Raw genomic sequence first — 24,521 nt, forward strand, 5'->3', positions numbered from 1 at the left:
AAACCTTTCGTGCCGGGGATTCGCGCTTTCGTGCCGGCCACTCGGACGGGATCCCGGATCGAACCCGCGGCCGAATATTGCGGTCGAACCCGCGCTCAGATCCCCTTGCCCATCAGGTGGCTTCGCAACACGTCGGGCGTCTTGACCCCGCTTTCTGTGTTGAGTAGGACGACCGTCTCGTCGCCGTCGAACCACCCATCCTCGGCGAGCGCCCACGCGCCGGCCGGGGCCGCACCGCCGGCAGCTCCCATCTCCAGCACCTCGTGTTGGGCGACCGCCACCGCGCTCTCGAGAATCTCGTCGTCGCTCGCGGTCACGCCCCGTCCCCCGCTTTCGCGCACCGCCTCCACGGCCCACTCGCCCCCTTCGGGGTCCGCGATCTCCAGCTCGCCGCAGATCGTATCGGGCGTCCCCCAGGGCTCCGGGGCGTCGATTCCTCGCTCGATCGCGGCCGCGATCGGAGCACACCCCTCGGCCTGAGCCGCGACCAGCCGGGGTCGCTCGTCGATAACCCCGAGGGATTCCAGCTCGCGGAAGCCCTTCGCGATCCCGGCGAGGACCTCGCCGCTCGCCGTCGGGACCACGACCACGTCGGGCGCGTCCCACCCGAGATCGGCGGCGAGCTCGTATGAGACCGTCTTCGCGCCCTCGTGTCGAAACGGCGTGGAGAACTCCGAGAGGTCGGTGTAGTCGGTCGCGAGCTGTTCGTCGACGGCCGCGACGGCGTCCGGGTGGCGCCCGCCCACGACGCGCATCTCGCCGCCGTGAACGTTCGTCATCGCCTTGTTCGAGAAGGCGCACCGCGAGGGAACGAACGTGTACGATCGAAGCCCCGTTCGGCCCGCGTACGCGGCCATCGACTGACCGGCGTTTCCGGGTGAGGCACACACGAGCGGTTCGACGACCGGGCTCGAACCGGACCCGTCCGTCCCGGCGGTCCCCTCCCCGAGTCCCGCCACCGCCGACATCGCGACCGACAGGCCGCGATCGAGGACCGTCCCGGTCGGGTTTCGCCCCTCGTCCTTGAGGTACACCTCGTCGACGTCGAGCTCGTCGGCGAGACGCTCAGCGGCGACGAGCGGGGTCGATCCCTCACGAGCCGAGACGGCCGACTCGGCGGGAAACGGCAAGACCGCGTCGAATCGCCACAGTCCCGGCTTTCGCGAGTCGGTCGGCGGATCGTGTGGACGCGACGGATCGGCGTCGTTCGACGCGGCCTCACGGATCGCGTCCGGATCGATCGCGTCGAGGTCGTAGCTCGGATCGAGCGGTCCGCCGCAGTTCGAACAGCGTGCCGACGCCGCGAGCGCGTGGTCGCTTCCGCAGCCGCGACACGTCAGTCCCTCGAAGGCGTTGGTCGTCTCCATACCGGCCCTTCCGGACGGGGCGACTAATCGCTTCCCGTCCGCGCCGAGGGGCCCCGTCGAGGATCCACGCCGTTCCCACGGAACCGGCAGTTCCACGGATCCGCGCTCCATCGACCGCTCGCTGCTTCTGTGGTCTCAGTGTTCCGGCAGCAACTCCGCGGGCGCGTCCGCCAGCCCGGCGAGCGCGTCGGCCTCGACGTGGTGGAGGTCGCCGGGGATCACGAGCAGGTGGAGCGGATCGCCGAAGTTCCGCTCGGCGAGCGCCGACAGTCGGTCGGCGGCGACGATCGAGTCGGGGCTGCCGGCCCGGGCGACCGCGACCGCGAGGACGTCCGCCCACTCGGTCGCGAGCAGGTCCGCGGCGTGGTCGGCCGACATGTACTCCTCGTGGTCCGGATCCGGCCCGCGCGGGCCCATTCCGACCTTGATGTCCAGATAGACGATGGTGTGGAGTCCCCGTTCGCGGTTGGCTTCGATCGTCTCGATCACGCTCTCCGGAACCGAGTCGCCGCCGTGGGCGTAGGGGAACGGGAGCGTGACGGCCTTCCCGAACCGGTAGTTCTGCAGGCCGGTCACGCCGGAGGCGGCCGACTGGGCGGTGACGCCGTGGATCACCCGCGTCTCGATGCCGCGCTCCTCGGCGCGGAGTCGCAGATCCGTGTGGGTGGTCGAGACCATCGTGTCGCCGGCGGTGAGGAAGGCGACGTCCGAGGTCTCGGCGGCGTTCAGGATCGGGTCGGGATCCTGCTCCACGCCCGCCCGGTCGCGGACCTCGATCTCGACCTCGTGGTACGCCTCGAGGTCCGCGACGTCGGCGCCGACGAGCCGACTCGTGTAGAACTCCGCGAACGCGCGGTCGGACGCGCGGAGCGCCTCGCGCCCCTCGACGGTGATCGATCGCTCGTCGTGGAGCCCGAGGCCGATGAACGTGAGCATGCCCACGCTCGGACGCGGAGGGGCTTATGGAGTCCGAAATCGTCGCTGTCGCTCGCCGCGACGATGGCGAGCCCAGACCGGACGTCCGGTTCGTTCCGCCGTGATCCGCCTACCGGCGTCCGTTCCGGCTCCGGATCCAGAGTACGACGAGCCCTCCCGCGAGGAAGAAGGGGAAAAGCGCCAGGAAGGCCAGGTTGTACCCGTATCCCTCCGCGAGGTACCCGATGTAGACCGGACCCGCGGACCCGAACAGGATGAGGATGCTCCGCGCCGCGCCGTAGTCCCCGCCCATGCTCGTGTCCGGGAAGTTGTCCATCAAATAGGCGTTCAGCACCGGCGGGTAGCCGGTGATGCCGGCGGCGAGCAGGGCGGCGCCGAGGGCGACGAGCGGCGTCGATTCGGCAACGTAGAGAACGGACAGGCCGACCGCCCCGCTGGCGGCCGCTCCAGCCGCGACGGTGAGATGGCGAAATCGGTCACCCAGGTTTCCGGCGACGATCCGGACCGCAGCACCGACGACGAAGAACGCGACGAAGAAGTTGTTGGCGAGCGTCGATGAGAACCCCTTGGCGAACTGGAGGAACGCCGGCAGGAACCCGAGCACCCCCTGGAAGACGAGGCCCATCAGGATGTAGGCCACGATGATCCACCGGATCCGGGGCTCGCCGAGGATCCGACGGACCGTCCCCCGAACCTCGAAGGTGACCTCGGAGACGTCGAGTTCGTACCGGCCACGGTGAAGGAAATGCATCCCCCCGATGACACAGACGAGCGCCGCGGCGACCGGCAGGAAGGCAACCCGCCAGGTCGCCACGGCGAGTACTCCGATGGCGATCGCCCCGGAGAGGGCGCTGCCGATGTCGATCGAGGCGGTGTAGACGCCGAAGGCCTGCCCGCGGCGTTCCTCGAAGAGCGCGGCGAGTTGGGCGTACGAGGACGGCGAGAACAGGCCGCCACCGAGTCCCATGACCACGAGCCCGACCACGAATCCGGCGTACGTCGACGTCCCCAGGAGCGTGAGGAACCCGGCCGTAAGAAGCGTCATCGCACCGATCAGAACCGTCTTGTAGGAGAGTTGATCGGCCAGTCGTCCTCCGGGGTACTGGGTAACCGCGATCGCGACCCACATCGCCGACAGCGCGGTCCCCGCCTCCGCGGACGTGATGGCGAGATCCTCGATGATCGACGGGAGCAGCGGTCCGAAGATGTTCCGTCCCACGAACGCCGACGTCGTACCGAGCACGATGAGCAGCAACACCCGTCCCGAGTATCCCCCCGATCAATCGCTCTTCGTCGTCGGACGTTACCATGTCGACGACCTCTTTTTCACGATCGATTATAAAACGACGGGCGCACGCACCCGTTCCCGTGGGGAGTCCTCCCGTCGGAGATCGGTCGCACCGCAATCGGGCGAGATGGGTATCGGTCGATCCGCTCTGAGATGGTCAGGGGGTCAAAATACGGGTTTCTCCCTCTCTATGGGTGTTTTAACCGATCGATCCCATGACATACCGTACGGCCACTGGGCTGGATGCCAAACTTTGATTGACCCACCCCAGTATGCTCGTACGATGGTTCAAGGTGACTCGATCGTTCAAATCGGCGTGATTCTCCTCTCCATACTGGGGCTGTGGATCGGCGCGCGACTCCTCGTCGATGCGGTCGTTCGGTTGGCTCGACGGTTCGGACTCTCGGACCTGACGATCGGACTGACGATCGTCGCGATGGGAACGTCAACACCTGAGCTGGCGGTTTCGTTGGACGCTACCCTCAAGGGGTTTGGTGATCTCGCGGTCGCGAACGTCCTCGGATCGAACATCTACAATCTGGCGTTTATTCTGGGCGTGATCTCCCTGTTGAAGGTGATCCCGATCGCGGAATCGCTCGTTCATCGTGACGGCATCGCTCTACTGGCAAGCACTCTCATCGGTGGAATCGCGGTTTTCGATCTCCGGATCACGAGATTCGAAGGCGTACTCTTGGCGGGTACGTTCGTCGCCTATACGGCCTATCTGCTCCGCGCCAACCAGTCGGACTCGACGACATCCCCCGATCAGGCACCCGGAAACGGAGGGGTGGCCAGTTCAGTGACCGAACGTGTGGCCTTCCGCGGGCGTGATTTCGGCCTGCTCCTGGGTGGCCTAGCGCTGGTGCTGGTGAGCGGCGACTACATGGTGGTCGCCGCTTCGGAGTTGGCCCGCGGCGTCGGGATCTCCGAGTGGGTCATCGGCGGGACGATCGTCGCAGCGGGTACGTCGACGCCGGAGTTCGCCGTCTCGCTCGTGGCGATCCAACGGGGGAGCCTCGGCGTCTCGGTCGGAAACATCGTCGGCAGCAACATATACAATATCACGGGGATCCTGGGCGTTGCGGCAATCGTTCGTCCGCTCGTCGTGAGTGGCCTGGCGCTTGAGACGTTAGCGTGGTTGGCCGGTGTCTCTCTACTGATGGTTGCTGCTCTTTGGACGAAACGAGAACTCTCTCGTGTGGAAGGTGCCTTCTTCACCACCTCCGAAATTGCTCGATGGATTCTGGGGCTACTCGGACTGGTCGGTTAGTTCACTCGTACTGGTAGCTGAACTCGATAACGTTTCGGGCGAAACGATGGGGATGGGTAATAGTGAACAAGAGTTATTCTTCAGTGGGTAATAGTGGGTAACATAATGAAAGTCGACGCGCGGGATCTGCGGACGAACGAGACGGACGACAGGGGTCGAATCTACCTCGGGACGGAGTACGCCAACAAACGCGTCACGGTAGCCGTCGTGAATGTCGAATCCGATCGGCCGGATGACGAGGAACTGGCAGCCGCGTATCGCGAGGCCTCTGAAAGTGCGGAAACGCTGGCCGAGGACTGGGATGGGGTGTCGGACGAAGCGTGGACTGGGCTGGATGAATGAGCGAGGCAGTAGCGGTTCGCCGTGGAGACGTGGTCGTCGTCCGACTCGATCCCGCCGAAGGGCACGAGATGCGGAAGACTCGACCAGCGGTGGTCGTCCAGAACGACGTTGGAAACCAAAACTCCAGTACGACCATCGTCGCGCCAGCCACTGGAACGCCCCGTGGCTACCCCTTTGAGGTGATCGTCGAAGCGGACGGTTCTCCGTTCGAAAAAGACTCCGCTATCCGTCTCGACCAGATTCGGGCCGTTTCCGTCGAAAAGCGGATTCACTCGGTCGCGGGACGTCTCGACGGAGAAACGATGAACGAAGTGGACGACGCGCTGAAACTGAGCCTCGGACTCGAGTGAACACCGCCTGAACGTGACGCGCGCGGGATTTCAGCAAATCCTCCACGCGCTCGCCAAACACGTCGTAGAGCGGGGTAGTTCACACGGATGAATTCCACCATACAAGCTGCTGAAACGCCCCGTCGAACACCACTCGTCGAGGTTTGGTGGTAAAATTCTTTGTTCATGGTAACGTAGTATCCGATATGTCAACAGAGACGGACGGGCAGGGGCGGCTATACATCCCGAAAGAGGTGCGCGAGAAGTACGGCCAAAAATATCACATCGTTATGTACGAGGACAGAATCGAGCTGATTCCGGTCGCAGACGACCCGCTCGCCGCTGTCCGCGAGGCGGCAGGCGAACTCCACGATGCATCCGTCGAGGAAATTCGGAAGGATATCGAGGCAGAGGCGAAAGACGAAGCTGAGGAAGCCGGCGGCGACGGATGACGGTGTACGTCGAGACGGATTTCCTGCTCGCACTCGCCAAAGATACCGATTGGTTACAGCGTTCCGCAGAGGACGCTCTCACCGAATACGATGTCGAAACGTCACCGTTCTCGTATCTCGAACTCCTTCTCGCTCGGGAACGTTACGAGTTCGACTACGTTCCGCTGGTGGCGAACCTGCTCGAACTCGTCCCCGTGCGGGACGAAGAAGAGAAACAGGTCGTGCTGAAAGCCGTCAACTACTACGAGGGGGGGATGACGCCGTTCGATGCGTTCCACGCGGCGACTGCGGAAACGCGGGGGATGGACGTACTCTCATCCGAGAAAGATTATGAAGAGATCGAGGTAGAACGGGTCCCACTCGAACCGACCGATGAGGACAAATCGACGTACTGATCGTTTAATACGTCGTTAGAATCCCTGAAACGCCTTTTTTATCGCCTACCGACTCTCCCGCTGTTCCACCTTGTTCAACTCGATCAAAAGCCGGAAGATCGCCTTCACGAGGTTGGCGTCGACGTCGAACTGCTCCGCGTTCTCGCCGGCGCGCTCCATCACGCGGGCCTCCTGTGACTCGTCGGTCGTGGGGAGGTCCCGCTCCGCTTTGACCCGGGCGACGGTGTCGGCGACGTAGGTCCGGCGGGCGATCAACTCGACGATCTCGCGGTCGATGTCCTCGATCTCGGCGCGCAGCTCGTCGAGTTCCATCTGTTCGGGGTCCGCGTCGTTCGTGCTCATGGATCCCCCTCGTCGTCACTCCGCAATAATCCTTGCACCATCGTTCCGGGTCGTCGTGGATCGGACGGTTCCGGAACGCTCGGACCACAGCTCCCGAACGCGATCGAGATCCGCCTCCGGGTCGCCGGGGTCCGCGACGGCGACGACGCTCGGGCCGGTTCCCGAAAGCGACACGCCGGAGACGTGCGGCATCGCCTCGACGGCCGGATCCGGCGAGAACCCGAGCGCCGCCGAGAACGCGAGCCCGTTCACCGACATGGCCTCGGCGTACCGTCCCTCCAGGGCGAGGTCGGCGACGAGGTCCGCCATCGGTGCCACGTTCCGGCAGCGGTCGAGGTCGGCGTCCGCGCTGTAGGAGCGCTCGGGCGGCGTCCAGACGAGCACGTCCCACTCGACCGATCCGCGATCGAGCAGCTCGTCCGCGGCGTTGTCCGTGACCGTGAGGCCGCCGAGCATCGACGCCGTGGCGTCGTCGAAGGCCCCGGTGACCGCGACGCCCGTCTCGCGTGCGGCCTGCACTCCGAGGCGGCACGCCTCTAGACGGTCGAGGTCGGCGCCCATCCCCTCCTCAGTCTCCCCGTGAGCCCCGGAGACGGTGGCTCCGAGCGCGTCACACGTCGCGAGCACGGTCGCGTTCGCGGCCGCGCTCGAGCTCTTGAGTCCCGCCGCGAGCGGCACGTCGCTTTCGGTCCTGACCGTTCCGCCCTCGCCGTCTCCCCAGCGCTCGGTCGCGAGCTCGACGCAGCGTTCGATGAGCGCCGTTTCGGCCTCCGGGTCCTCGGCGATCTCGCCGTCGACGCCGTCGGAATTCGGATCGAGTTCCACCGTCGCCCGGGTCTCGACGTCGAGGCCGAACGCCGAGCCGGTCTCCGTCGCGAGCGCGTTGAGTACCGTCCCCGCACCGAGTGCGGCTGCCCGTCCGTGCATACCGATCGAACCGAGGGCGCCCGCAAAGGTGTGACGGTCCCGGGTACGTCTCTTCGGTCCGATGGCACTCCACGACCGGCCGCCCGACCGAGCGCGCCGCTTTTGGGGCCGCCGGCCCAACTGACGGTATGTCCGCCAACGCGCGCTCGGAGGTCCCGCCGAGCACCATCGGCGTCGAACTCCGCGAGGAAGGCGTCGTCGTGGAGTATCTCGACGGCCGAACCACGCTGTATCGAGGAGCGCCCTCGGCGGTGGAGGGAACGCTCACCGCCGCTCCCGGCAAGGAGATGCACGTCCTCGTCACCGATCCGACGGAGACCGAGGGCGTGATGACCTACGTGAACGACCTGAAGACCCACGACGAGATCCTCGAGGACACCGGCGTCGGCCGCGTGATCTTCGAACCCGGGGAGGGGGAGGAGCTGTTCCCCGGCGTCGCTGCGAGACGGACCGGCGAACGAGCCCAGATCGAGGCCGATCCGGAGGTCGCCGGCGGGCGCGTGTTCGTCTTCGTCGAGGACGACTGGAGCGAGCGGAGCTTCGAGATCGTCTCGCCTCCCGAGGGAGGCGTCGGAAGCTTCGAGGGATAGGTCACCCTCGTCGGGATATCCGACGGGAGATAGCCATCGGACGGCGAAGGGCCAAACGGCGAGGGGATCGCCGTCCCACTCAGAGCGCGGAGCCGGGCTGATACTCCCCGAACTCCTCGCGGAGCACGTCGCAGATCTCTTGAACGGTGGCGTATCGTTTCACCGCCTCGACCATGTACGGGAGGAGGTTTTCCTCGGCGTTCGCGGCCTCCCGGATCGCCTCAAGCGCCTCCTCGACGGCCTCGGAGTCACGCTCGTCCTTCACCGCCTCGAGGCGCTCGCGCTGTTCGTTCTCGCGTTCGGGGTCGACCTCCTCCAGGTCGATCTCCGGGTCCTCGTCGCTCTCGTACTCGTTGACGCCGACGATGATCCGCTCGCCCTCCTCGATCTCGCGTTGCCGCTCGAAGGCGACGTCCTGTATCTCGCGTTGGACCCACTGGCTCTCGACGGCCGGAAGCATCCCTCCACGCTCGTCGACCGACTCGATGATCGAAACGGCGCGCTCCTCGATCCCGTCGGTCAGGCTCTCGACGTAGTAGGACCCGGCGAGGGGATCGATCGTGTCGGCGGCGCCGGACTCGTGGGCGAGGATCTGCTGGGTGCGAAGCGCCGTCCGGACCGACTGCTCGGTGGGCAACGCGAGCGCCTCGTCCTTCCCGTTGGTGTGGAGGCTCTGGGTCCCGCCGAGGACCGCCGCGAGCGCCTGGTAGGCGACCCGGACGACGTTGTTCTCGATCTGCTGGGCGGTGAGCGTCGATCCGCCGGTCTGGGTGTGGAACTTCAACTGCTTCGCCTTCGAGCTCTCGGCGTCGAACCGCTCCTGCATGATCTTCGCCCACAGCCGCCGGGCCGCGCGGAACTTCGCCGCCTCCTCGAAGATGTCGTTGTGCGCGTTGAAGAAGAAGGACAGCTGGGGTGCGAACTCCTCGACGTCGAGTCCGGCGTCGACGGCGGCCTCGACGTACTCGATCCCGTTACCGAGCGTGAAGGCGACCTCCTGGGCCGCGGTCGAGCCGGCCTCGCGGATGTGGTAGCCCGAGATCGAGATCGTGTTGAAGTTCGGGGTCTCCGCGGCGCAGAACTCGAAGACGTCGGTGATGAGCCGCATCGAGGGCTCGGGCGGGTAGATGTAGAGGTTCCGGGCGATGTACTCCTTCATGATGTCGTTTTGGATGGTCCCGCGAAGCTGCTCGCGGGGGACGCCCTGCTGGTCGCCGATTGCGACGTACATGGCCAACAGGACGGCCGCGGGCGCGTTGATCGTCATCGACGTCGAGACCTCGTCGAGGGGGATCCCCTCGAAGACGCGCTCGAAGTCGTCGAGGGTGTCGATCGCGACCCCGGACCGGCCGACCTCGCCCTCGGCCATCGCGGCGTCGGAGTCGTATCCCATCTGCGTCGGGAGGTCGAACGCCATCGACAGTCCCGAGGACCCCTCCTCGATCAGGTAGTGGAACCGCTCGTTCGTCTCGCTCGCGGTTCCCATGCCCGCGTACTGGCGCATCGTCCAGAGCCGTCCGCGGTGCATCGTCGAGTAGACGCCGCGGGTGAACGGCTCCTCGCCGGGAAAGCCGAGATCCTCCTCGTACTCGAGGTCGGCGACGTCGTCGGGTGTGTAAAGCGGGTCGATCGGCTGGCCCTCGGTGTCCGTCTCGAAGGCGTCCTCGCGCTCGCCGAAGCGGTCGACGGTGGGTCCGTAGGTCTCCTCCTCCCACTCGTCTTTCGCCTCGCGGATCGCCTCCAGCTCGTCCGGATCGTACATTACCGATCCCTCGGCGCGTTCGGGACTTAACTCTTGGAGGGTGAGGGATCGCCCCCGGTTCCGGCTCGAGGCCGAACGATCGGGCTCGAGGTCGAACGATCCGGTCCGTCACCCTTTTCCAATCAGGCGTCGACTCTCGGCGTATGCTTGGAGGCGGCGGGATGAACCCGCGGAAGATGAAACAGATGATGAAACAGATGGGGATCGACGTCACCGAACTCGACGTCGAGGAGGTCGTCATCCGGACCGACGAGGAGGACCTCGTCTTCGACGGCCCCCAGGTCACCCGGATGGACGCCCAGGGCCAGGAGACCTACCAGGTCGTCGGCGAGCCCGAGTCCGTCGAGGCCGGAACCGGCGGAAGCGGCGGATCCGCTTCCGGTCCCGACGGAGACGACGAGGGTGACGCGTCCGCGATCCCCGCAGACGACGTGGCGATCGTCGCGGAGCGGGCCGGCGTCCCCGAGGAGGACGCGATCGAGGCGCTCGAGGCCGAGGACGGAGATCTGGCCGCCGCGATCGCCCGTCTCGAGTGACCGACCCGGCCTACCTCCTGGTCGGCGACGGCCGGGAGTACCTGCTCGAACCGGGCGCGGAGTTCGGCACCGACCTCGGCGTCATCGAGGTCCCGGAGGACGTCTCCGGCGGCGACGTCGTCGAGACCCACCTCGGCGAGACCTTCGAGGTCCGCGAGCTCCGGCTCGCCGACCTCTTCGACCACCTCGATCGGACTGGGGCGCCGATGATGCCCCGGGACGTCGGGCTCGTGATCGGCCACGCCGGGATCGGCCGTGGCGACCGCGTCCTCGACGCCGGAACGGGGACCGGAATCCTGGCCGTCGCCATGGGGCGTGCGGGCGCCGAGGTGACGACCTACGAGCGTGATCCCGACTTCGCCGACGTCGCCCGCGAGAACATGCGTATCGCCGGGGTCGACGACGTGGTCGACGTTCGAACCGGCGATCTGACCGCGGAGGTCGACGCGCTCGTCGAGTCGGAGCCCGACTTCGACGTGCTCACGCTCGATACCGGCGACGCCGCGGACGTCGTCTCCCGTGCGCCGGAACTGCTCGTTTCCGGCGGCTTCCTCGCCGCCTACTCCCCGTTCGTCGAGGGGACGCGCTCGGTCGTCGAGACCGCCCGAGAGGCGGGCCTCGAGGGAGTGGAGTCCCTGGAGACGATCCAGCGGGAGATGGACTTCTCCGAACGCGGCTCGCGCCCCTCGACGGCCGGCGTCGGTCACACGGGCTATCTCACGTTCGCGCGGCGGCCCTGAGTCGGAGTCGGTTGGCCCTGGGGCCCGGCGTCCGGATTCTCGCGACGCGGTCTCGATCGCCTCAGTGGTCGTCCTCGCGCCACTTGTGTTCGCACTCGGTACAGACGAAAAAGCGCGTCTCCGACTCGTCGGCCGACCGGATCTGCTGCATGTACCAGTAGGCGGTGTCGTTGCCGCATTCGGGACAGTGCGCGGTGGTCGTCGGCAGCCCCTTGTCCTCGGCGTCGCTGACGTCGACGATCTCCGAGGACTCCTGGCCCTGGGTCGTGACCATCGTGGCCTCGGCCTCCTCGTCGCGCCCCTTCTCGAACCCGCAGGACGAACAGACCCAGTGGTCCTCGCCCTCGCCGGCCTTCATCATCGATCCGCACTCGTCGCAGAACTCCATGCCCGGTGAAAGCCACGCCAGGGTATATAAACGACGGGATCGTCGTGTGCGTCGTGACCCGGACGCAAGCAGCCATCGACTCGACCACGCGCGGGAGCCGACATGGTTCCTGAGGGGGCGACTCGATCGGACGCCACCGAGGGGTCGGAGCCCGACGGCTCGCGGCGGATCGGCGTCGACGTCGGCGGCACGTTCACGGACGTCGCGCTCGCGGTCGACGGCCGGCTCGTCACCGCCAAGGTGCCGACGACGGACGATCAAAGCGTCGGCGTCATCCGCGGCATCCGCGAGGCCTGCGGTCGCGCCGGAATCGAGCCGGAGTCGATCGACGAGTTCGCCCACGCGATGACCGTCTCCGTCAACGCCCTCCTGGAGCGAGCCGGCGCGCGGACCGCGCTCGTGACCACGGAGGGGTTCCGCGACGTCCTCGAGATCGGAAGACAGGACCGCCCGGCGCTGTACGACCTCGACGCGGAGAAGCCGGAGCCGCTCGTCCCCCGCGATCTGCGTTTCGAGATCGACGAACGGGCGACGCCTGAAGGCGTCCTCCGACCGGTGGATCCGGAGGACGCGGCCGACCTCGCCGGGACGCTTCGCGAGCGGGGGATCGAATCGGTCGCGATCTGCCTGTTGCACGCCTACGCGGACCCGGAGAACGAGCGCGTCCTCGCGCGAACGCTGCGGGAGGAACTCGACGTTCCGGTCTCGACGTCCCACGAGGTCCTCGCGGAGTTCCGCGAGTACGAACGGACCGCGACGACGGTCGTCGACGCCTACGTTCGCCCCGCGATCGACGACTACGTCGGTCGGCTCGTGGAACGCGCGCGTGAGATCGGCCTGCCGACTCCGCGGATCATGCGGGCCAACGGTGGAACGGCCGCCCCCGAGACGGTTCGGAACCGGGCGGTTGCGACCACGCTCTCGGGCCCCGCCGCGGGCGTCGTCGGCGCGGCGGCGACCGTCGATTCGGGATCGGACGGTAGCGGCGATGACGAGGATGATTCCGTCCCCACGGACGACGTGGATCCGCGTTCGGGACTGATCACCTTCGACATGGGAGGGACCTCGAGCGACGTGAGCCTCGTTCGCGACGGCGAGGTCGAGCGGACGACGGACTCCGCGATCGACGGCCACCCGATCCGGACGCCGATGGTCGACGTCCACACCGTGGGCGCCGGCGGCGGGTCGATCGCGTGGGTCGACGCCGGCGGCGCCCTTCGCGTCGGCCCGCGCTCCGCGGGCGCCACTCCCGGTCCCGCCTGCTACGGTCGCGGCGGAGCGGAGCCGACCGTCACCGACGCGAACGTCGTGCTCGGATACATCGGCCCGAACGCCTCGCTCGGCGGCGAGGTGGATCTCGACGCCGACGCCGCCCGCGAGGTCATGGCCGACCTCGCCGAGTCGGCCGGCCTCGAGGGTCCGATGGAGGCGGCTCGCGGCGTCCATCGCGTCGCGAACGCGACGATGACGCGGGCGATCCGGACGGTGACCGTCGAGCGAGGACACGACCCGCGGACGTTCTCGCTCGTCGCCTTCGGCGGGGCGGGACCGATGCACGCGACGGCGCTCGCGGATGATCTCGGCGTCGATCGCGTCGTCGTTCCGCGCTCGGGTGGAGTGCTTTCCGCGTTCGGCCTGCTCGCGGCCGACGAGACCTACGACGCGGCCCGGACCGTCGGGACGAAACTGGACGGGGCGGATCCCGGATCCCTGGAGGCCGTCTACGGGGAACTCGAGGAGGTGGTCCTCGCGGACGCCTCGGCGGGAGCCCGGACCGAGCGCGCCGCCGACTGCCGCTACGTCGGACAGAGCTTCGAACTCACCGTCCCGGTCGATGAGCCGGTCGATCCGGCCGCGATCACGGAGCGGTTCCACGAGGCCCACGAGCGCGCTCACGGCTACGCCCTCCCGGAGACGATCGAGATCGTCACCCTCCGAGCGACGGCCACCGTTCCGGGCGAGACGCCCGGGCTCCGGCACGAGGGCGGAGGTGATCCACGGATCGGAACCCGGGCGGTTCGGTTCCCGGACGCCGGGCGATGCGAGACCGACGTCTACGACCGAAGCCGACTCGCGCCCGGCGCGTCGATCTCGGGGCCGTCGATCCTCGAACGCGGCGAGAGCACGACGGTCCTGCCGCCCGGGTGGGGAGGCGAGATCCTCGCCGACGGCGCTCTCGTGGCGACTCACGAGGGGGTGGACGAACGATGACGGATCGATCGGAGCCGGGGCGAACGGAATCGGAACGATCGGCGTCGGAACGGATCGACCCGGTGACCCTCGAGGTGTTCCGAAACCGCCTCGAGGGGATCACGGAGGAGATGGGCCGGACCCTGATCCGCGGTGCCTACTCGCCGAACATCAAGGAGCGGCGCGACTGCTCGACGGCGCTCTTCGACGCCGCGGGACGGATGGTCGCCCAGGCCGAACACATCCCCGTCCACCTCGGCGCGATGCCGGCGGCCGTCGCGGCGGTCCGCGAGCGCGATCCGGCCCCTGGCGACGTCTTCGTGCTCAACGACCCGTTCACGGGAGGGACCCACCTGCCGGACGTGACGCTGGTGTCTGCGCTCGCGCCCGGGGCCGGAGAGGAGATCGTCGGATACGCGGTCTCGCGGGCCCACCACGCGGACGTGGGCGGGATGACGCCCGGAAGCATGCCCGCCGGCGCGCGGGACGTCCACCAGGAGGGGCTTCGGATCCCGCCGATACGGCTCGTCGCGGACGGGGAGATCCGAGAGGAGGTGCGGTCGCTCGTGTTGGCCAACGTCCGAAACGCCCGCGAGCGGCGCGCGGATCTCCGAGCCCAACTCGCCGCGAACGAGCGCGGCGAGCGCCGCCTCGGCGACCTCATCGAGGAGTACGGCCGCGAGGTCGTCTCGGCCGGATTCGACGCCGTGATCGACTACTCGCGCGACCGGATCGAGGCGGCGATCGCCGAGCTGCCGGACGAGACCTACGAGGCGACGGACGTCCTCGAGGGCGACGGCGTCACGGACGAGGACGTCCCGATCCGGGTCGCGGTCACGATCGACGGCCGGTCGATCGAGGTCGACTTCGCGGGGACGGCCGGACAACTCGAGGGGAACCTCAACGCGCCGAGCGCGGTCGCTCACAGCGCGGTCTACTTCGTCGTCCGGTGTGTCACCGATCCGGACGTCCCGCCGAATCAGGGCTGTTACGACCCGGTCTCGGTCCGGATTCCGGATGGATCGCTTCTCGATCCCGAGCCCCCGGCGGCGGTCGTCGGCGGCAACGTCGAGACGAGCCAGCGGGTCACGGACGTCGTGTTCGCGGCGCTCGCGAGGGCCGCACCGGACCGCGTTCCGGCCCAGGGCCAGGGGACGATGAACAACCTCACCGTCGGCGCGCGCGACGGCTCGTTCGCCTACTACGAGACGATCGGCGGCGGGTTCGGCGCCCGTCCGGACCGCGACGGAATGGACGGCGTTCACGTCGGCATGACGAACACGCTCAACACGCCGGTGGAGTCGATCGAGAACGAGTATCCGATGTCGGTCGAGCGGTACGCGCTCCGGCCCGGAAGCGGCGGCGACGGCGAGTTCCGCGGGGGGCTCGGGCTCGAGCGTGTGCTCAGACTCGAGGCCGACGCCACCGTCTCCGTTCTCTCGGAGCGTCGCCGTCGCGCTCCGCGAGGGGTCGCGGGCGGCGCGGACGGCGCCGTCGGCGAGAACCTGATCGACGGCGATCCGGTCGCCTCGAAGACGACCGTGGAGGCCGACGCCGGCACGACGGTGACGATCCGGACGCCCGGTGCCGGCGGACACGGCGACCCGGCGGATCGGGACCCGGATATGACGGCGAGGGATCGACGCGAGGGGAAGACCGAGGAATCGGCGGATCAGAACTCCTAACGTCCGCGGTCTGATCCGGTCGACCTCCACGGTCCATCCGCGTTCAACCGTCGGCCGTTGCGCCGCTGCGGCGCTGCGCTGTTTCGACGATCCGTCCGTCCTCGCCGTTTCGACGGGCCCCGTCCTCGCCGCTTCGACGAGCCGCGTTCGGTCCAGAAGGCCCTTTAGGTCGACACCCGAACCCGACCGTAGATGGGTTCGTTGGGAGCGGCGACGTCGGCGATCACCGACGCGGACAGGCGCGTGATCGTGCTCGCGCTGGCCCGGATGGTCGGCGCGATCGGCAACTCGTTTTTGATCGTCGTCCTCCCGTTGTACATCGCGAGCGGCCTCGTCGACGTCGAGGCGTTGCTGGGAACCCGCGTCGGGATCGCCGGCGCGTCGATCGCGGTCACGGAGCCGCTCCTCATCGGCGTCGTCCTGTCGCTTTTCGGCTTCCTCAACAGTCTCTCACAGCCCTGGACCGGTCGCCTCTCCGATCGGACCGGCCGTCGAAAGCCGTTCGTCCTCGCCGGGATCGCGCTTCTCGGAACCGCGAGCGGCCTGTACGTCCTCGCGAGCGAGTACTGGATGCTCGTCGTCCTGCGTGCCGCCCAGGGACTCGGCGCCGCGTTGACCATCCCCGCCGTCGTCGCGCTCGTCAACGAGTACGCCGCGAGCCCGAGCGAGCGCGGCGGGAACTTCGGCGTGTTCAACACCTTTCGCCTGATCGGCTTCGGATTCGGGCCGATCCTCGCCGGGATCATCGTCGAGCGGGGACCCTACGATCTGGGCGTCGTCGGCCTCGACGGAAGCCTCTCCGGATTCGACGCGTCCTTCGTCGCCGCGTGTGCGGGTGCGTACCTCTCGTTCGCGTTAGTGTACCTCCTCGTCTCCGACACCGAGGAATCGGCGCGAGCCGCCGGGACCGACGTGTCGATCCGGATCCGCGGCGAGGACCGGCTCCTCGATCCGGTCTTCGTGCTCGGGCTCGCGACCGTCGCGATGGGCGTGTGCATCGCCCTCTTCGCCACCCTGCAGAACCAGGTCAACGTCCGGCTCGACCAGGCGCCGGTCTGGTTCGGCACCCAGTTCGCGGCGGTCACGATCACGAACGTGATCCTCCAGGTCCCGGTTGGGCGGGCCTGCGACCGGTTCGGCCGCCGGCCGTTCCTGCTCGCCGGGTTCGTCCTGCTCGTCCCCTCGACGCTGTTTCAGGGGATCGTCCTCACTCCGGAGGCGATGCTCGTCGTACGGCTGATTCAGGGGGTCGCGGTCGCGCTCGTGTTCGCTCCCTCCCTCGCGCTCGCCGGAGACGTGGCTCGCGAGGGTGAGTCCGGATCCACCCTCTCGATCCTCACCATGGGGTTCGGATTCGGCATCGCTCTCGGCCCGCTCACCTCCGGGATCCTCGTGAGCTACGGCTTCGTCGTTCCCTTCGCGGTCGGCGCGTTCCTCGGGGTCGTCGCGCTGGTCATGGTGATCACGCAGGTCGAGGAGACGCTCGGCCACGCGACGTGAGCGCGGTCGTCGGGGTGGCGACCCGGAACGGGAATCGAACGCACCGTGCGGTCCGCCTCAGACCGTCCGCTTCGTCTCCAGACCGGAGAGGTACTCCGCCAGGTCGGTGGTCGAGACGATCCCGATGACCCCGCCGTCGTCGTCGACGACGGGCAGGTGGTGAACGCCGAGGTCGACCATGCGATCCGCGACCTCGATGATCGGGTCCTGGGCGCTCGCCGTCGTCACGTCCGTGCTCATGTACCGCTCGACGGTCGTCTGTGCCTTCGGCTTGCTCGCGGCGACGATGGCGACGAAGTCGGTCGAGGTGAGAATTCCCTCGAGACGCCCGTCGTCGTCGACGACCACGAGCGATCCGACGCCCCGTTCCAAGAGCAACGAGGCCGCCTCCTCGACGAAGGTGTCCGGGTGGACGGTGATCACGTCGCTCGTCATCACGCGGCCGACGAGGATGTCTTCCATGTCCGTTCGCATGCCATCGGCTCGCATAAGGGTGTCGGGAGCGCGTCGCCCCGGTCGATCAGGTGGGTTCGGTCGGTCCCGTCGATCCGTTCGATCCGGCTCGATTGCGTGTCGTCGTCCCGGCCCTCACTCGAAGTCCGGATCGCGCTTCTCGAGGAAGGCGCTCATGCCCTCGCGCTGGTCGTGCGTGCCGAACAGCCCCGACCAGGTCCGACGCTCGAACCGCAGGCCGGACGCGAGGGGCTGTTCGTGGACCGCATCGAGCGCCCGTTTTGCGGCCGCGAGCGCGAACCGCGGCTTCGAGGCGAGTTCCGCGGCGATCTCGGCGACGTGTTCGTCGAGTTCCGCGTGGGCGACGACCTCGCCGACGAGCCCGATCTCGTGGGCGTCCGTCGCGTCGAGTCGGTCGCCGAAGAACACGAGTCTGCGGGCGGTCTCGTCGCCGACGATCCGCGAGAGCCGCTGCGTGCCGCCCCAGCCGGGGATGATCCCGAGGTCGATCTCCGTCTGACCGAGGGTCGCTCGCTCGGAGGCGACCCGAAGGTCGCACGCCAGCGCGAGCTCGCAGCCGCCCCCGAGGGCGTGTCCGTTGATCGCGGCGATCGTCGGGCCGGGAAACGACGCGATCGCGTTCGTCACGCGATGGCCCAACTCGGCGTACGCCTGCGCCTCCGGCGTCGTCAGATCGCGCATGTATGAGATGTCCGCGCCGGCCACGAACGCCGTGTCCCCGGCGCCGGTCACCACGAGGACGCGCGCCTCGGAGTCCGCCGCCTCGTCGAGCGTGGTCTCCATCGCCTCCAGCGTCTCGACGTCGAGCGCGTTGAGCGCGTCCGGGCGATCGATGGTGAGCGTTGCCACGCCGTCCTCCCGCTCCAGCCTGATTGTCTCGTCCGCCATGGATACCGTCTCTCGCGGCTCGGTCAAAACCGTTCCCCAGCCGCGCGGCCGTTGTACCCGTTCCTCGATCCGGCGGGATCGTCTTCGATCCCACCGAGGCGCCTCGATTCCCTCGGGCGCTTCGATCTCGTTGAGGCGCTTCGATCCCACCGAGGCGTTTCGGAACGTCCTTACAGACGCGAACGATACCCCACCCCATGAGTCTCACCGACGAGGAGTTGGCCCGGCTGGCCGACGTCGTGCGGTTACAGCCGACGAAGAACGCGGCGCTGCAGGAGGCGTGGGACATGGAGTCGGGAAGCGAGGTCCACGGCTACCTCGAGTCCCACCTGAAGGACCACTACTACCGCGACGACGACAGTCTCATCCGCGCAACGCCCGAGGCGGCCGACCTCGTCGACGTCGAACCCGGGATCGAGGCGGACGCGAACGATCCGAACGGCACGCCGAGCGTCATCCGCGTCCCCGAACTCGAGGCACGCGTGTTCGACGTCGTCGCCGGACCCGACGAGCGCTCCGAGTCGGTCGTGAGCGTCCTGCGAAAGGTCCGCGAGGAGTTCGACCTCGATCCCGACGTCGAGGACGTCCGACGCGCGCTTCGGAGCCTGGAGCGCAAGAACGTCGTCGAGACGGTCTACCGGACCGTGCCGACCTTCCGACTCGCCGTCGAGCGTGCGGAGATCGACGTCGAGATCGCGGAGTAGGAGGATCGACGCCGCTTCTGGCCACCGCGCGTACGTCGCGAGCTGAGACTACAGCCCGATCTCGGTTCCGACGCCCGCCGAAAGCGCCGCCTCGTGGAGGTGTTCGGCCGCGGCGGCATCGAGCACCGCGGTCCCGACGGACTCGACGACGATGACCTCCGAGTCCGTCTCGCGTCCCGCCGCTCCCGACAGCGCCGACGAGAAGGGGATCAGCTCGTCGGCGAACGCCGACGGCACGTCGCCCGTCTCGGCCGCCTCCGAGGGGACGTCCGCGAAGATCCGGTCCGCGCGGCGCATCGTCCGCTCGTCCAGTTCGCGCATGGACTCCGTGTAGGCACCGATCGCGACCACGAGCGCCCCGTCCCGCAGATCGCGGCCGTCGAACACCGAACTTCGCGCCGTCGTCGCGGTGACGACGACCGTGGCGTCCGTCACGGCCGCCGCGGCCGACTCGACGGGGACCGCGTTGATGCCCTCCGCCTGCAGGTCGCTCGCGCACGCGACTCGCGAGTCGCTCGGGGAGTACACCCGAACGCGCTCGAGGTCGGTCGCGGCGTCGATGGCGCGCGCCTGCCACCGCGCCTGCTGGCCGGCCCCGATCAGCCCGAGCGTCACCGGCCCCTCCGGCGCGAGCGCCCGTGCCGCCAGGCCGCCGATACAGCCGGTTCGGGCGTTCGTCACCCGAGATCCGGCCATGTAGGCGACCGGCTGCCCGGTGGCCGCGTCGGTCACCGCGATCGTGGCGTTGACCGTGGGGAGTCCCCGCTCCGCGTTCCCCTCGTGGACGCCCACGAGCTTCGTGGCGTAGGTGTCCGCGCCGTGGATGTACGCCGGCATCGCCAGCCCGGTCCCGAGCGGCTCGTCGCTGGCCGCGCCGTCCGGATCTCCCGGCGGGACGAGCCCCTTCCCGACCGGGAAGTGCGGGCGTTCGGGACGTTCGACCTCGCCGCGACCCTGACGCTCGAAGGCCTCCTCGACGACCGCGAGCAGCTCCGTGAGATCGAGCACCGACTCGACGTCGGAATCGGAGAGTACGCGCATACCGTCCCCACGGACGGGGCCGAAATAACGCTCCCGGCCTCACGGTCCGCCTCCCGGCACGTTTCGTCCCGGATCGCCCACCTCACAGTCCGAGTCTCCCAATCCGGTTGATCGCGAGCGCGGCGAGGCCGAGCCCCATCACCGCGGCCAACAGGCCGAACGCGGCGAGCCAGCCGGAGAGATCCGAGACGGTGCCCACGATCACGCTCCCGCTCGCGCCGAGGATCATGTAGACCGTGCGGACGAGCCCGAATCCGGCCCCCCGCTCGGCGTCCCCGAGGAGGTCCATGAACCGCGACTGGATGGGCGCTCCCCACGACATCGCCACCCCCAACACGATCGTCGACGCCACGAGCACCGGCGGTCCGGCATCGTTCGCGGCCGCGTACACGAACCCGCCGAATCCAACCACGCCCGCGCCCATCGTGACCGTCGCCGTCACGTCGCGTCCCCACCGGTCCGAGAGAGCGCCCGTCAGGGGCTGGGTCCCGCCGTGGACGAGGAAGTACAGCGAGAACAGCAGGCTCGCCGACGCCGTCGAGAGCCCGGCCGCGTCGGTCAGGAACGCCGGCAGAAACGACGCCGTCGCCTGCCAGCAGAAGGCGCCGACCATGGAGAGTCCCGTCGTGTAAGCGATCGACGGGCGGGAGAGCAACTCGAGGAGCGGTCCGAGCGCGAACCGCTCGCGGATCGACTGGTCGGGACGGAGCGGCTCGGTGGGCCGAACGCGCCGGGCGAACAGGACGAACACGGGGATCGCGACGACCGCGCCGAGTCCCATCGCCCACCGCCATCCGTAGCGGGCCCCGACGATGGCGGCGGCGGGGGGCGCGAGCAGTCCCGCGATCGGGCCGCCGGACACGTGGACGCCGATCGCGCGTCCGATGTCGTCGAACTGCCGGGCGAGAAGCGTCGTCGCGACCGAGTAGTGCAGTCCCGCACCGGCTCCCAACACGACCGTGAACGCGATGAACGCCGCGATCGTCGGCGAGATCGCGAGCAGAACGGCGGCGGTCGCGGTGGCGCCGACCGCGATCAGGATGAGCCGTCGCTCGCCGTATCGCTCGCCGAGAACGCCGGAGGGGAACTGCGAGAGCGCGTAGGCGGCCCACATCGCGGACAGGGCGAGGCCGATCGTCGAGTAGCTGACGCCGAAGTCCGCCGCGATGAGGGGGACGACGGGGCTGATCGCGAGCCTCGCGACCATCGTCGCCGCGAACGCGAGCGTACAAAGCGAGAGGACGGTGTGCTCGTACCGCCAGTTCACCGCACGTCTACACCTCCAGTTCGATCGGATAGTCGGTGAGGGTCTCACACCCGTCCTCGGTGACGACGAGGAGGTTCTCGATGCGGACCCCGCCGACGGCCGGATCGTACAGCCCCGGCTCGACGGTGACGACGTGACCGGGTTCCAGTTCGCCGGCGCCCGGCGACAGCCGCGGGAGTTCGTGGATATCGAGCCCGACGCCGTGGCCCGTGGAGTGGATGAACCCCGTCTCCGTGTCCGGATCGCTTCGAAGCGTCGGGATCCCGGCCGATTCATACACCGCACAGGCGGCCTCGTGGACCGCCTCGCCCGTCACTCCCGGTTCGACCGCGTCGGTCGCCTCCCGAAGCGCCTCGTGGGTGAGATCGTGCCACTCGCGAACCGTCCCGTCGGCCTCGCCGCGCAGGAACGTCCGGGTCATGTCCGCGAAGTACTTCGTCGCCTTGTCGCGCGGGAAGACGTCCACGATGATCGGTTCGCCGGCGAAAAGCGGGCCCGATCCCCGATCGTGCGGGTCGGCGGCCTGCGAGCCGCAGGCCACGATCGTCTCCTCGAGCGCACAGCCTCGTTTCAACAGCGCGATCTCGATCGCCGTCTTGACGCGCTCGCTCGTGAGCGGCTCGCCGTCGTGAACCAGCGTCCCGGGCTCGATCGCCTCCTCGTCGGACCCGATCCGGGTCCTGGAGTCGTCTCCGTTCCCGTCGGTTCCCGCGATCGTCGACGACGCGATCAGGTCCTCAGCGGTAGCCATCGCCTCCTCGGTGGCTCGCTGGACCGACCGGACGTTGTCGATCTCCGCGTCCGTCTTCACCGCTCGAAGCTCCTCGAGGACCCCCGTTCGGTCCACGACGACCTCGATACCCCGTTCGCGCAGCCCGTCGGCGGTCCCGATCGGCCCTCGGGGGGGCATCGACACCGATCCCACCTCCCGACGCTCGAGGAAGGCGGCGTACATGTCGAGGCGGTCATCGCGGTCGCCGTAGTCGTACCCGTAGTCGGCGTATCGCTCGACGACGTCGGCACGCGACCGTCGACTCGCGCGTCCGTACTCGAGTCCCGAGACGAGGAGGTGGGTCCGCCCGTCCGCGTACAGGCTCAAGAACGGGTCCGGCCCGGTGAACCCCGAGAGGTAGAGCTGGTCGGGATCGTCCTGGGAGGCGTCGATCAAGTACCCGTCGGTCCCTGCCTCCGACAGCGCGTCCGCGAGCCTCGACGCGTCGATCGCGCGGTCAGCGGTCATGGAACGACGTCCGTCGGCATCCGGTATAGTGGTTGGCTTCGCGGAGAGTCTGCTCTCCCTCGGCGTCCCGGATCACGTGTCGCCACCCGGAGTTCGCACGTAATCGTTATCGATCTACGGGTTCAATTCGGGAATATGAACGACCGCACGCAACGATCGGAGGAGATCGGGGAGCTCGAGGTCTGGTGTGCGGGCGAGGAGTGGTGTCCGGTGACGACGACGTCGTCGCTCATCGGCAAGAAGTGGCACCCGGTGATCATCCACCGGCTCCTCGATCACGGCCCGAGCGGGTTCAACGAGCTGCAGACCGCGGTCGACGGCATCTCGAGCAAGGTCCTCTCGGACAGCCTGGAGGACCTCGAGGAGAAGTCGCTCGTCGATCGCGAGGTGATAAGCGACAAGCCGGTCCGCGTCCGGTACTCGCTCACCGACCACGGGCGATCCCTGCAACCGGTGATCTACGCGATGCGTGACTGGGGGCTCGAACACCTCGCGGACCCATCAGAGACCGATTCCCCGCGGGAGTGACGGGTCGGAGTGTACCCGAACCTCGAAGATCCACGGTCACCGATCCGTAACCATTATATACTCGTCGCTGGCCATCGATCGGCCGATCGATAAGAATCCCGGATCGATCGAATGCTGGATGATCGAGGCGTATCAATCCATTTTCCGATCTGAATAGTACAGAAAATTACCGATATGCTTATATGTCTCGGGCCCCTACATTATGGTGAAGGACGCGGGATCGAGACGCATCTCTCGGAGCCGATCGACGCCCGCCCGGTCACCAGCCAATGAGCGAAAACCTACGAAACGAGACCCGCGATCGAACCGAGAAGGAACGCGAGGAGGACGACGAGACCCTTCGCTGTCCCGAGTGCGGGGGCCACCTCGAGACAGACACCGAACACGGCGAGACCGTCTGTTCGGACTGCGGCCTCGTCGTCGAGTCCGACGAGATCGACCGCGGTCCCGAGTGGCGCGCGTTCGACTCGCGCGAGAAGGACGAGAAGTCGCGCGTCGGCGCCCCGACGACCGAGATGATGCACGACAAGGGCCTGTCGACGAACATCGGCTGGCAGGACAAGGACGCATACGGCCGGTCGCTGTCGAGCCGCCAGCGCGAGAAGATGCAGCGGTTGCGGACCTGGAACGAGCGGTTCCGCACCCGCGACTCCAAGGAGCGCAACCTGAAACAGGCGCTCGGCGAGATCGACCGCATGGCCTCCGCGCTCGGCCTCCCCGAGAACGTCCGCGAGACCGCCTCCGTCATCTACCGGCGGGCGCTCGACGAGGATCTCCTCCCCGGACGCTCCATCGAGGGCGTCGCCACCGCGTCGCTTTACGCCGCGGCCCGCCAGGCCGGGACGCCGCGAAGCCTCGACGAGATCGACGCCGTCTCGCGGGTGGAAAAGGACGAGATAGCCCGGACGTACCGCTACGTCGTCCGCGAGCTCAGCCTCGAGATCCAGCCGGCCGATCCGGAGAGCTACGTCCCCCGGTTCGCCTCCGACCTCGGCCTCTCCGACGAGGCCGAGATGCGCGCCAGGGGGCTGCTCAAGACGGCGAAGGAACGCGGCGTCCACTCGGGGAAGTCGCCGGTTGGACTCGCCGCCGCCGCCGTCTACGCCGCCGCGCTGCTCACCAACGAGAAGGTCACCCAAAACGAGGTGAGCGAGGTGGCGAACATCAGCGAGGTCACGATCCGAAACCGGTACCACGAGCTGCTCGATGCCGAAGAGGACGTCGCGATGCCGTGACGTCCGGTCGGATCGTCGCCCCCGACTTCATCGGCCCCGACTTCGCCGCCATCACTTCATCGGCCCCGGCTTCGCCGCCATCACTTCATCGCACCCGAGTTGATC

General features: G+C 68.0%; 26 protein-coding genes. 14 read left to right on the forward strand and 12 right to left on the reverse strand.

Features of this window, described 5'->3' with window-relative positions; genetic code table 11:
* Positions 1–95 precede the first annotated feature (95 nt).
* The 3 genes from ACFQE9_RS11970 to ACFQE9_RS11980 all read right to left on the reverse strand — a co-directional run bounded on the left by ACFQE9_RS11970 (position 96) and on the right by ACFQE9_RS11980 (position 3,561).
* A complete protein-coding gene (locus tag ACFQE9_RS11970) occupies positions 96–1,367 on the reverse strand; it encodes a threonine synthase (RefSeq protein WP_379744792.1) in 1,272 nt (423 codons plus the stop codon).
* 135 nt (positions 1,368–1,502) lie between these two features.
* On the reverse strand, positions 1,503–2,303 hold the full coding sequence (gene dph5, locus ACFQE9_RS11975) for a diphthine synthase (RefSeq protein WP_379744795.1): 801 nt from the start codon (positions 2,301–2,303) through the stop codon (positions 1,503–1,505).
* A 109-nt stretch (positions 2,304–2,412) separates the two neighbouring features.
* A complete protein-coding gene (locus tag ACFQE9_RS11980; RefSeq protein WP_379744798.1) occupies positions 2,413–3,561 on the reverse strand; it encodes an MFS transporter in 1,149 nt (382 codons plus the stop codon).
* Between the two features lie 313 nt (positions 3,562–3,874).
* Here ACFQE9_RS11980 and ACFQE9_RS11985 point away from each other — a divergent pair, with 313 nt between their 5' ends.
* The 5 genes from ACFQE9_RS11985 (at position 3,875) to ACFQE9_RS12005 (ending at position 6,379) form a co-directional block, all read left to right on the forward strand.
* Positions 3,875–4,861, forward strand: a complete 987-nt coding sequence (locus ACFQE9_RS11985; RefSeq protein ID WP_379744801.1) for a calcium/sodium antiporter — start codon at positions 3,875–3,877, stop codon at positions 4,859–4,861.
* 105 nt (positions 4,862–4,966) lie between these two features.
* Positions 4,967–5,203, forward strand: coding sequence for a hypothetical protein (locus ACFQE9_RS11990; protein WP_379744804.1), 237 nt, complete (start codon positions 4,967–4,969; stop codon positions 5,201–5,203).
* Positions 5,200–5,553 carry a type II toxin-antitoxin system PemK/MazF family toxin gene (locus ACFQE9_RS11995; RefSeq protein WP_379744807.1) on the forward strand — a complete coding sequence of 118 codons (354 nt, stop codon included), beginning with the start codon at positions 5,200–5,202 and terminating at the stop codon, positions 5,551–5,553. The genes ACFQE9_RS11990 and ACFQE9_RS11995 overlap by 4 nt, the downstream gene beginning before the upstream one ends.
* A 185-nt stretch (positions 5,554–5,738) precedes the next feature.
* Entirely contained in the window at positions 5,739–5,984 is a 246-nt protein-coding gene (locus ACFQE9_RS12000) for an AbrB/MazE/SpoVT family DNA-binding domain-containing protein (protein WP_379744810.1), read from the forward strand.
* Complete coding sequence (locus ACFQE9_RS12005) at positions 5,981–6,379, forward strand: PIN domain-containing protein (RefSeq protein ID WP_379744813.1); 399 nt, start codon at positions 5,981–5,983, stop codon at positions 6,377–6,379. The genes ACFQE9_RS12000 and ACFQE9_RS12005 overlap by 4 nt, the downstream gene beginning before the upstream one ends.
* Positions 6,380–6,424: 45 nt before the next feature.
* On the opposite strand, the gene ACFQE9_RS12010 is transcribed toward ACFQE9_RS12005, so the two are convergent.
* Both ACFQE9_RS12010 and ACFQE9_RS12015 read right to left on the reverse strand, forming a co-directional pair.
* A complete protein-coding gene (locus tag ACFQE9_RS12010) occupies positions 6,425–6,721 on the reverse strand; it encodes a chorismate mutase (protein ID WP_379744817.1) in 297 nt (98 codons plus the stop codon).
* Positions 6,722–6,736: 15 nt separating this feature from the next.
* Positions 6,737–7,648 carry a shikimate kinase gene (locus ACFQE9_RS12015; protein ID WP_379744820.1) on the reverse strand — a complete coding sequence of 304 codons (912 nt, stop codon included), beginning with the start codon at positions 7,646–7,648 and terminating at the stop codon, positions 6,737–6,739.
* 128 nt (positions 7,649–7,776) lie between these two features.
* Between ACFQE9_RS12015 and ACFQE9_RS12020 the strand changes: the two genes are divergently transcribed.
* The gene (locus tag ACFQE9_RS12020; protein ID WP_379744823.1) at positions 7,777–8,238 is read left to right on the forward strand and encodes a DUF5796 family protein; all 462 of its coding nucleotides are present in this window, start codon (positions 7,777–7,779) and stop codon (positions 8,236–8,238) included.
* A 79-nt stretch (positions 8,239–8,317) separates the two neighbouring features.
* On the opposite strand, the gene ACFQE9_RS12025 is transcribed toward ACFQE9_RS12020, so the two are convergent.
* Positions 8,318–10,000, reverse strand: coding sequence for an acyl-CoA mutase large subunit family protein (locus tag ACFQE9_RS12025; RefSeq protein ID WP_379744826.1), 1,683 nt, complete (start codon positions 9,998–10,000; stop codon positions 8,318–8,320).
* 143 nt (positions 10,001–10,143) lie between these two features.
* On the opposite strand from ACFQE9_RS12025, the gene ACFQE9_RS12030 reads away from it, so the two are divergent.
* Positions 10,144–10,536, forward strand: coding sequence for a nascent polypeptide-associated complex protein (locus ACFQE9_RS12030; protein WP_379744829.1), 393 nt, complete (start codon positions 10,144–10,146; stop codon positions 10,534–10,536).
* Entirely contained in the window at positions 10,533–11,276 is a 744-nt protein-coding gene (locus tag ACFQE9_RS12035) for a 50S ribosomal protein L11 methyltransferase (RefSeq protein ID WP_379744832.1), read from the forward strand. The genes ACFQE9_RS12030 and ACFQE9_RS12035 overlap by 4 nt, the downstream gene beginning before the upstream one ends.
* Positions 11,277–11,337: 61 nt before the next feature.
* On the opposite strand, the gene ACFQE9_RS12040 is transcribed toward ACFQE9_RS12035, so the two are convergent.
* Complete coding sequence (locus tag ACFQE9_RS12040; RefSeq protein WP_379744835.1) at positions 11,338–11,664, reverse strand: transcription factor S; 327 nt, start codon at positions 11,662–11,664, stop codon at positions 11,338–11,340.
* 102 nt (positions 11,665–11,766) lie between these two features.
* Here ACFQE9_RS12040 and ACFQE9_RS12045 point away from each other — a divergent pair, with 102 nt between their 5' ends.
* The 3 genes from ACFQE9_RS12045 (at position 11,767) to ACFQE9_RS12055 (ending at position 17,039) form a co-directional block, all read left to right on the forward strand.
* Positions 11,767–13,875 (forward strand): hydantoinase/oxoprolinase family protein, encoded by a 2,109-nt coding sequence (locus ACFQE9_RS12045; RefSeq protein WP_379744838.1) that lies wholly within the window; start codon positions 11,767–11,769, stop codon positions 13,873–13,875.
* Positions 13,872–15,539, forward strand: coding sequence for a hydantoinase B/oxoprolinase family protein (locus ACFQE9_RS12050; RefSeq protein WP_379744841.1), 1,668 nt, complete (start codon positions 13,872–13,874; stop codon positions 15,537–15,539). Before ACFQE9_RS12045 ends, ACFQE9_RS12050 begins: the two co-directional genes overlap by 4 nt.
* A 192-nt stretch (positions 15,540–15,731) precedes the next feature.
* Complete coding sequence (locus tag ACFQE9_RS12055) at positions 15,732–17,039, forward strand: MFS transporter (RefSeq protein WP_379744844.1); 1,308 nt, start codon at positions 15,732–15,734, stop codon at positions 17,037–17,039.
* A 57-nt stretch (positions 17,040–17,096) separates the two neighbouring features.
* On the opposite strand, the gene ACFQE9_RS12060 is transcribed toward ACFQE9_RS12055, so the two are convergent.
* Together ACFQE9_RS12060 and ACFQE9_RS12065 are read right to left on the reverse strand one after the other, a co-directional pair.
* Complete coding sequence (locus tag ACFQE9_RS12060; RefSeq protein ID WP_379744847.1) at positions 17,097–17,501, reverse strand: CBS domain-containing protein; 405 nt, start codon at positions 17,499–17,501, stop codon at positions 17,097–17,099.
* Between the two features lie 126 nt (positions 17,502–17,627).
* Positions 17,628–18,401: an enoyl-CoA hydratase/isomerase family protein gene (locus tag ACFQE9_RS12065; RefSeq protein ID WP_379744850.1), complete on the reverse strand. Its 774-nt coding sequence runs from the start codon at positions 18,399–18,401 to the stop codon at positions 17,628–17,630.
* 197 nt (positions 18,402–18,598) lie between these two features.
* Between ACFQE9_RS12065 and ACFQE9_RS12070 the strand changes: the two genes are divergently transcribed.
* A complete protein-coding gene (locus ACFQE9_RS12070) occupies positions 18,599–19,105 on the forward strand; it encodes a DUF5797 family protein (RefSeq protein WP_379744853.1) in 507 nt (168 codons plus the stop codon).
* Positions 19,106–19,153: 48 nt separating this feature from the next.
* Here the strand turns inward: ACFQE9_RS12070 and ACFQE9_RS12075 are convergent, their stop codons facing one another.
* The 3 genes from ACFQE9_RS12075 to ACFQE9_RS12085 form a co-directional block, all read right to left on the reverse strand.
* Positions 19,154–20,146: an ornithine cyclodeaminase family protein gene (locus tag ACFQE9_RS12075; protein ID WP_379744856.1), complete on the reverse strand. Its 993-nt coding sequence runs from the start codon at positions 20,144–20,146 to the stop codon at positions 19,154–19,156.
* 82 nt (positions 20,147–20,228) lie between these two features.
* A complete protein-coding gene (locus ACFQE9_RS12080; protein WP_379744859.1) occupies positions 20,229–21,413 on the reverse strand; it encodes an MFS transporter in 1,185 nt (394 codons plus the stop codon).
* A 7-nt stretch (positions 21,414–21,420) separates the two neighbouring features.
* The gene (locus ACFQE9_RS12085) at positions 21,421–22,635 is read right to left on the reverse strand and encodes a M24 family metallopeptidase (protein WP_379745602.1); all 1,215 of its coding nucleotides are present in this window, start codon (positions 22,633–22,635) and stop codon (positions 21,421–21,423) included.
* Positions 22,636–22,788: 153 nt separating this feature from the next.
* On the opposite strand from ACFQE9_RS12085, the gene ACFQE9_RS12090 reads away from it, so the two are divergent.
* Positions 22,789–23,181: a winged helix-turn-helix transcriptional regulator gene (locus ACFQE9_RS12090; RefSeq protein WP_379744862.1), complete on the forward strand. Its 393-nt coding sequence runs from the start codon at positions 22,789–22,791 to the stop codon at positions 23,179–23,181.
* Positions 23,182–23,450: 269 nt separating this feature from the next.
* Positions 23,451–24,416 (forward strand): transcription initiation factor IIB, encoded by a 966-nt coding sequence (locus ACFQE9_RS12095; protein ID WP_379744865.1) that lies wholly within the window; start codon positions 23,451–23,453, stop codon positions 24,414–24,416.
* Positions 24,417–24,521: the final 105 nt, after the last annotated feature.

This window comes from Halopenitus salinus, from assembly GCF_042662125.1.
Taxonomy (GTDB): domain Archaea; phylum Halobacteriota; class Halobacteria; order Halobacteriales; family Haloferacaceae; genus Halopenitus; species Halopenitus salinus.

Coding starts and splice junctions, on each gene's coding strand:
- ACFQE9_RS11995 (WP_379744807.1), top strand. CDS start 5,200: ATGAGCGAGGCAGTAGCGGTTCGCCGTGGAGACGTGGTCGTCGTCCGA.
- ACFQE9_RS12015 (WP_379744820.1), bottom strand. CDS start 7,648: ATGCACGGACGGGCAGCCGCACTCGGTGCGGGGACGGTACTCAACGCG.
- ACFQE9_RS12050 (WP_379744841.1), top strand. CDS start 13,872: ATGACGGATCGATCGGAGCCGGGGCGAACGGAATCGGAACGATCGGCG.
- ACFQE9_RS12000 (WP_379744810.1), top strand. CDS start 5,739: ATGTCAACAGAGACGGACGGGCAGGGGCGGCTATACATCCCGAAAGAG.
- ACFQE9_RS12030 (WP_379744829.1), top strand. CDS start 10,144: ATGCTTGGAGGCGGCGGGATGAACCCGCGGAAGATGAAACAGATGATG.
- ACFQE9_RS11990 (WP_379744804.1), top strand. CDS start 4,967: ATGAAAGTCGACGCGCGGGATCTGCGGACGAACGAGACGGACGACAGG.
- ACFQE9_RS12095 (WP_379744865.1), top strand. CDS start 23,451: ATGAGCGAAAACCTACGAAACGAGACCCGCGATCGAACCGAGAAGGAA.
- ACFQE9_RS12025 (WP_379744826.1), bottom strand. CDS start 10,000: ATGTACGATCCGGACGAGCTGGAGGCGATCCGCGAGGCGAAAGACGAG.
- ACFQE9_RS12005 (WP_379744813.1), top strand. CDS start 5,981: ATGACGGTGTACGTCGAGACGGATTTCCTGCTCGCACTCGCCAAAGAT.
- ACFQE9_RS12010 (WP_379744817.1), bottom strand. CDS start 6,721: ATGAGCACGAACGACGCGGACCCCGAACAGATGGAACTCGACGAGCTG.
- ACFQE9_RS11985 (WP_379744801.1), top strand. CDS start 3,875: ATGGTTCAAGGTGACTCGATCGTTCAAATCGGCGTGATTCTCCTCTCC.
- ACFQE9_RS12020 (WP_379744823.1), top strand. CDS start 7,777: ATGTCCGCCAACGCGCGCTCGGAGGTCCCGCCGAGCACCATCGGCGTC.
- ACFQE9_RS12090 (WP_379744862.1), top strand. CDS start 22,789: ATGAACGACCGCACGCAACGATCGGAGGAGATCGGGGAGCTCGAGGTC.
- ACFQE9_RS11970 (WP_379744792.1), bottom strand. CDS start 1,367: ATGGAGACGACCAACGCCTTCGAGGGACTGACGTGTCGCGGCTGCGGA.
- ACFQE9_RS12065 (WP_379744850.1), bottom strand. CDS start 18,401: ATGGCGGACGAGACAATCAGGCTGGAGCGGGAGGACGGCGTGGCAACG.
- ACFQE9_RS12060 (WP_379744847.1), bottom strand. CDS start 17,501: ATGGAAGACATCCTCGTCGGCCGCGTGATGACGAGCGACGTGATCACC.
- ACFQE9_RS12040 (WP_379744835.1), bottom strand. CDS start 11,664: ATGGAGTTCTGCGACGAGTGCGGATCGATGATGAAGGCCGGCGAGGGC.
- ACFQE9_RS12055 (WP_379744844.1), top strand. CDS start 15,732: ATGGGTTCGTTGGGAGCGGCGACGTCGGCGATCACCGACGCGGACAGG.
- ACFQE9_RS12045 (WP_379744838.1), top strand. CDS start 11,767: ATGGTTCCTGAGGGGGCGACTCGATCGGACGCCACCGAGGGGTCGGAG.
- ACFQE9_RS12075 (WP_379744856.1), bottom strand. CDS start 20,146: ATGCGCGTACTCTCCGATTCCGACGTCGAGTCGGTGCTCGATCTCACG.
- dph5 (WP_379744795.1), bottom strand. CDS start 2,303: ATGCTCACGTTCATCGGCCTCGGGCTCCACGACGAGCGATCGATCACC.
- ACFQE9_RS12070 (WP_379744853.1), top strand. CDS start 18,599: ATGAGTCTCACCGACGAGGAGTTGGCCCGGCTGGCCGACGTCGTGCGG.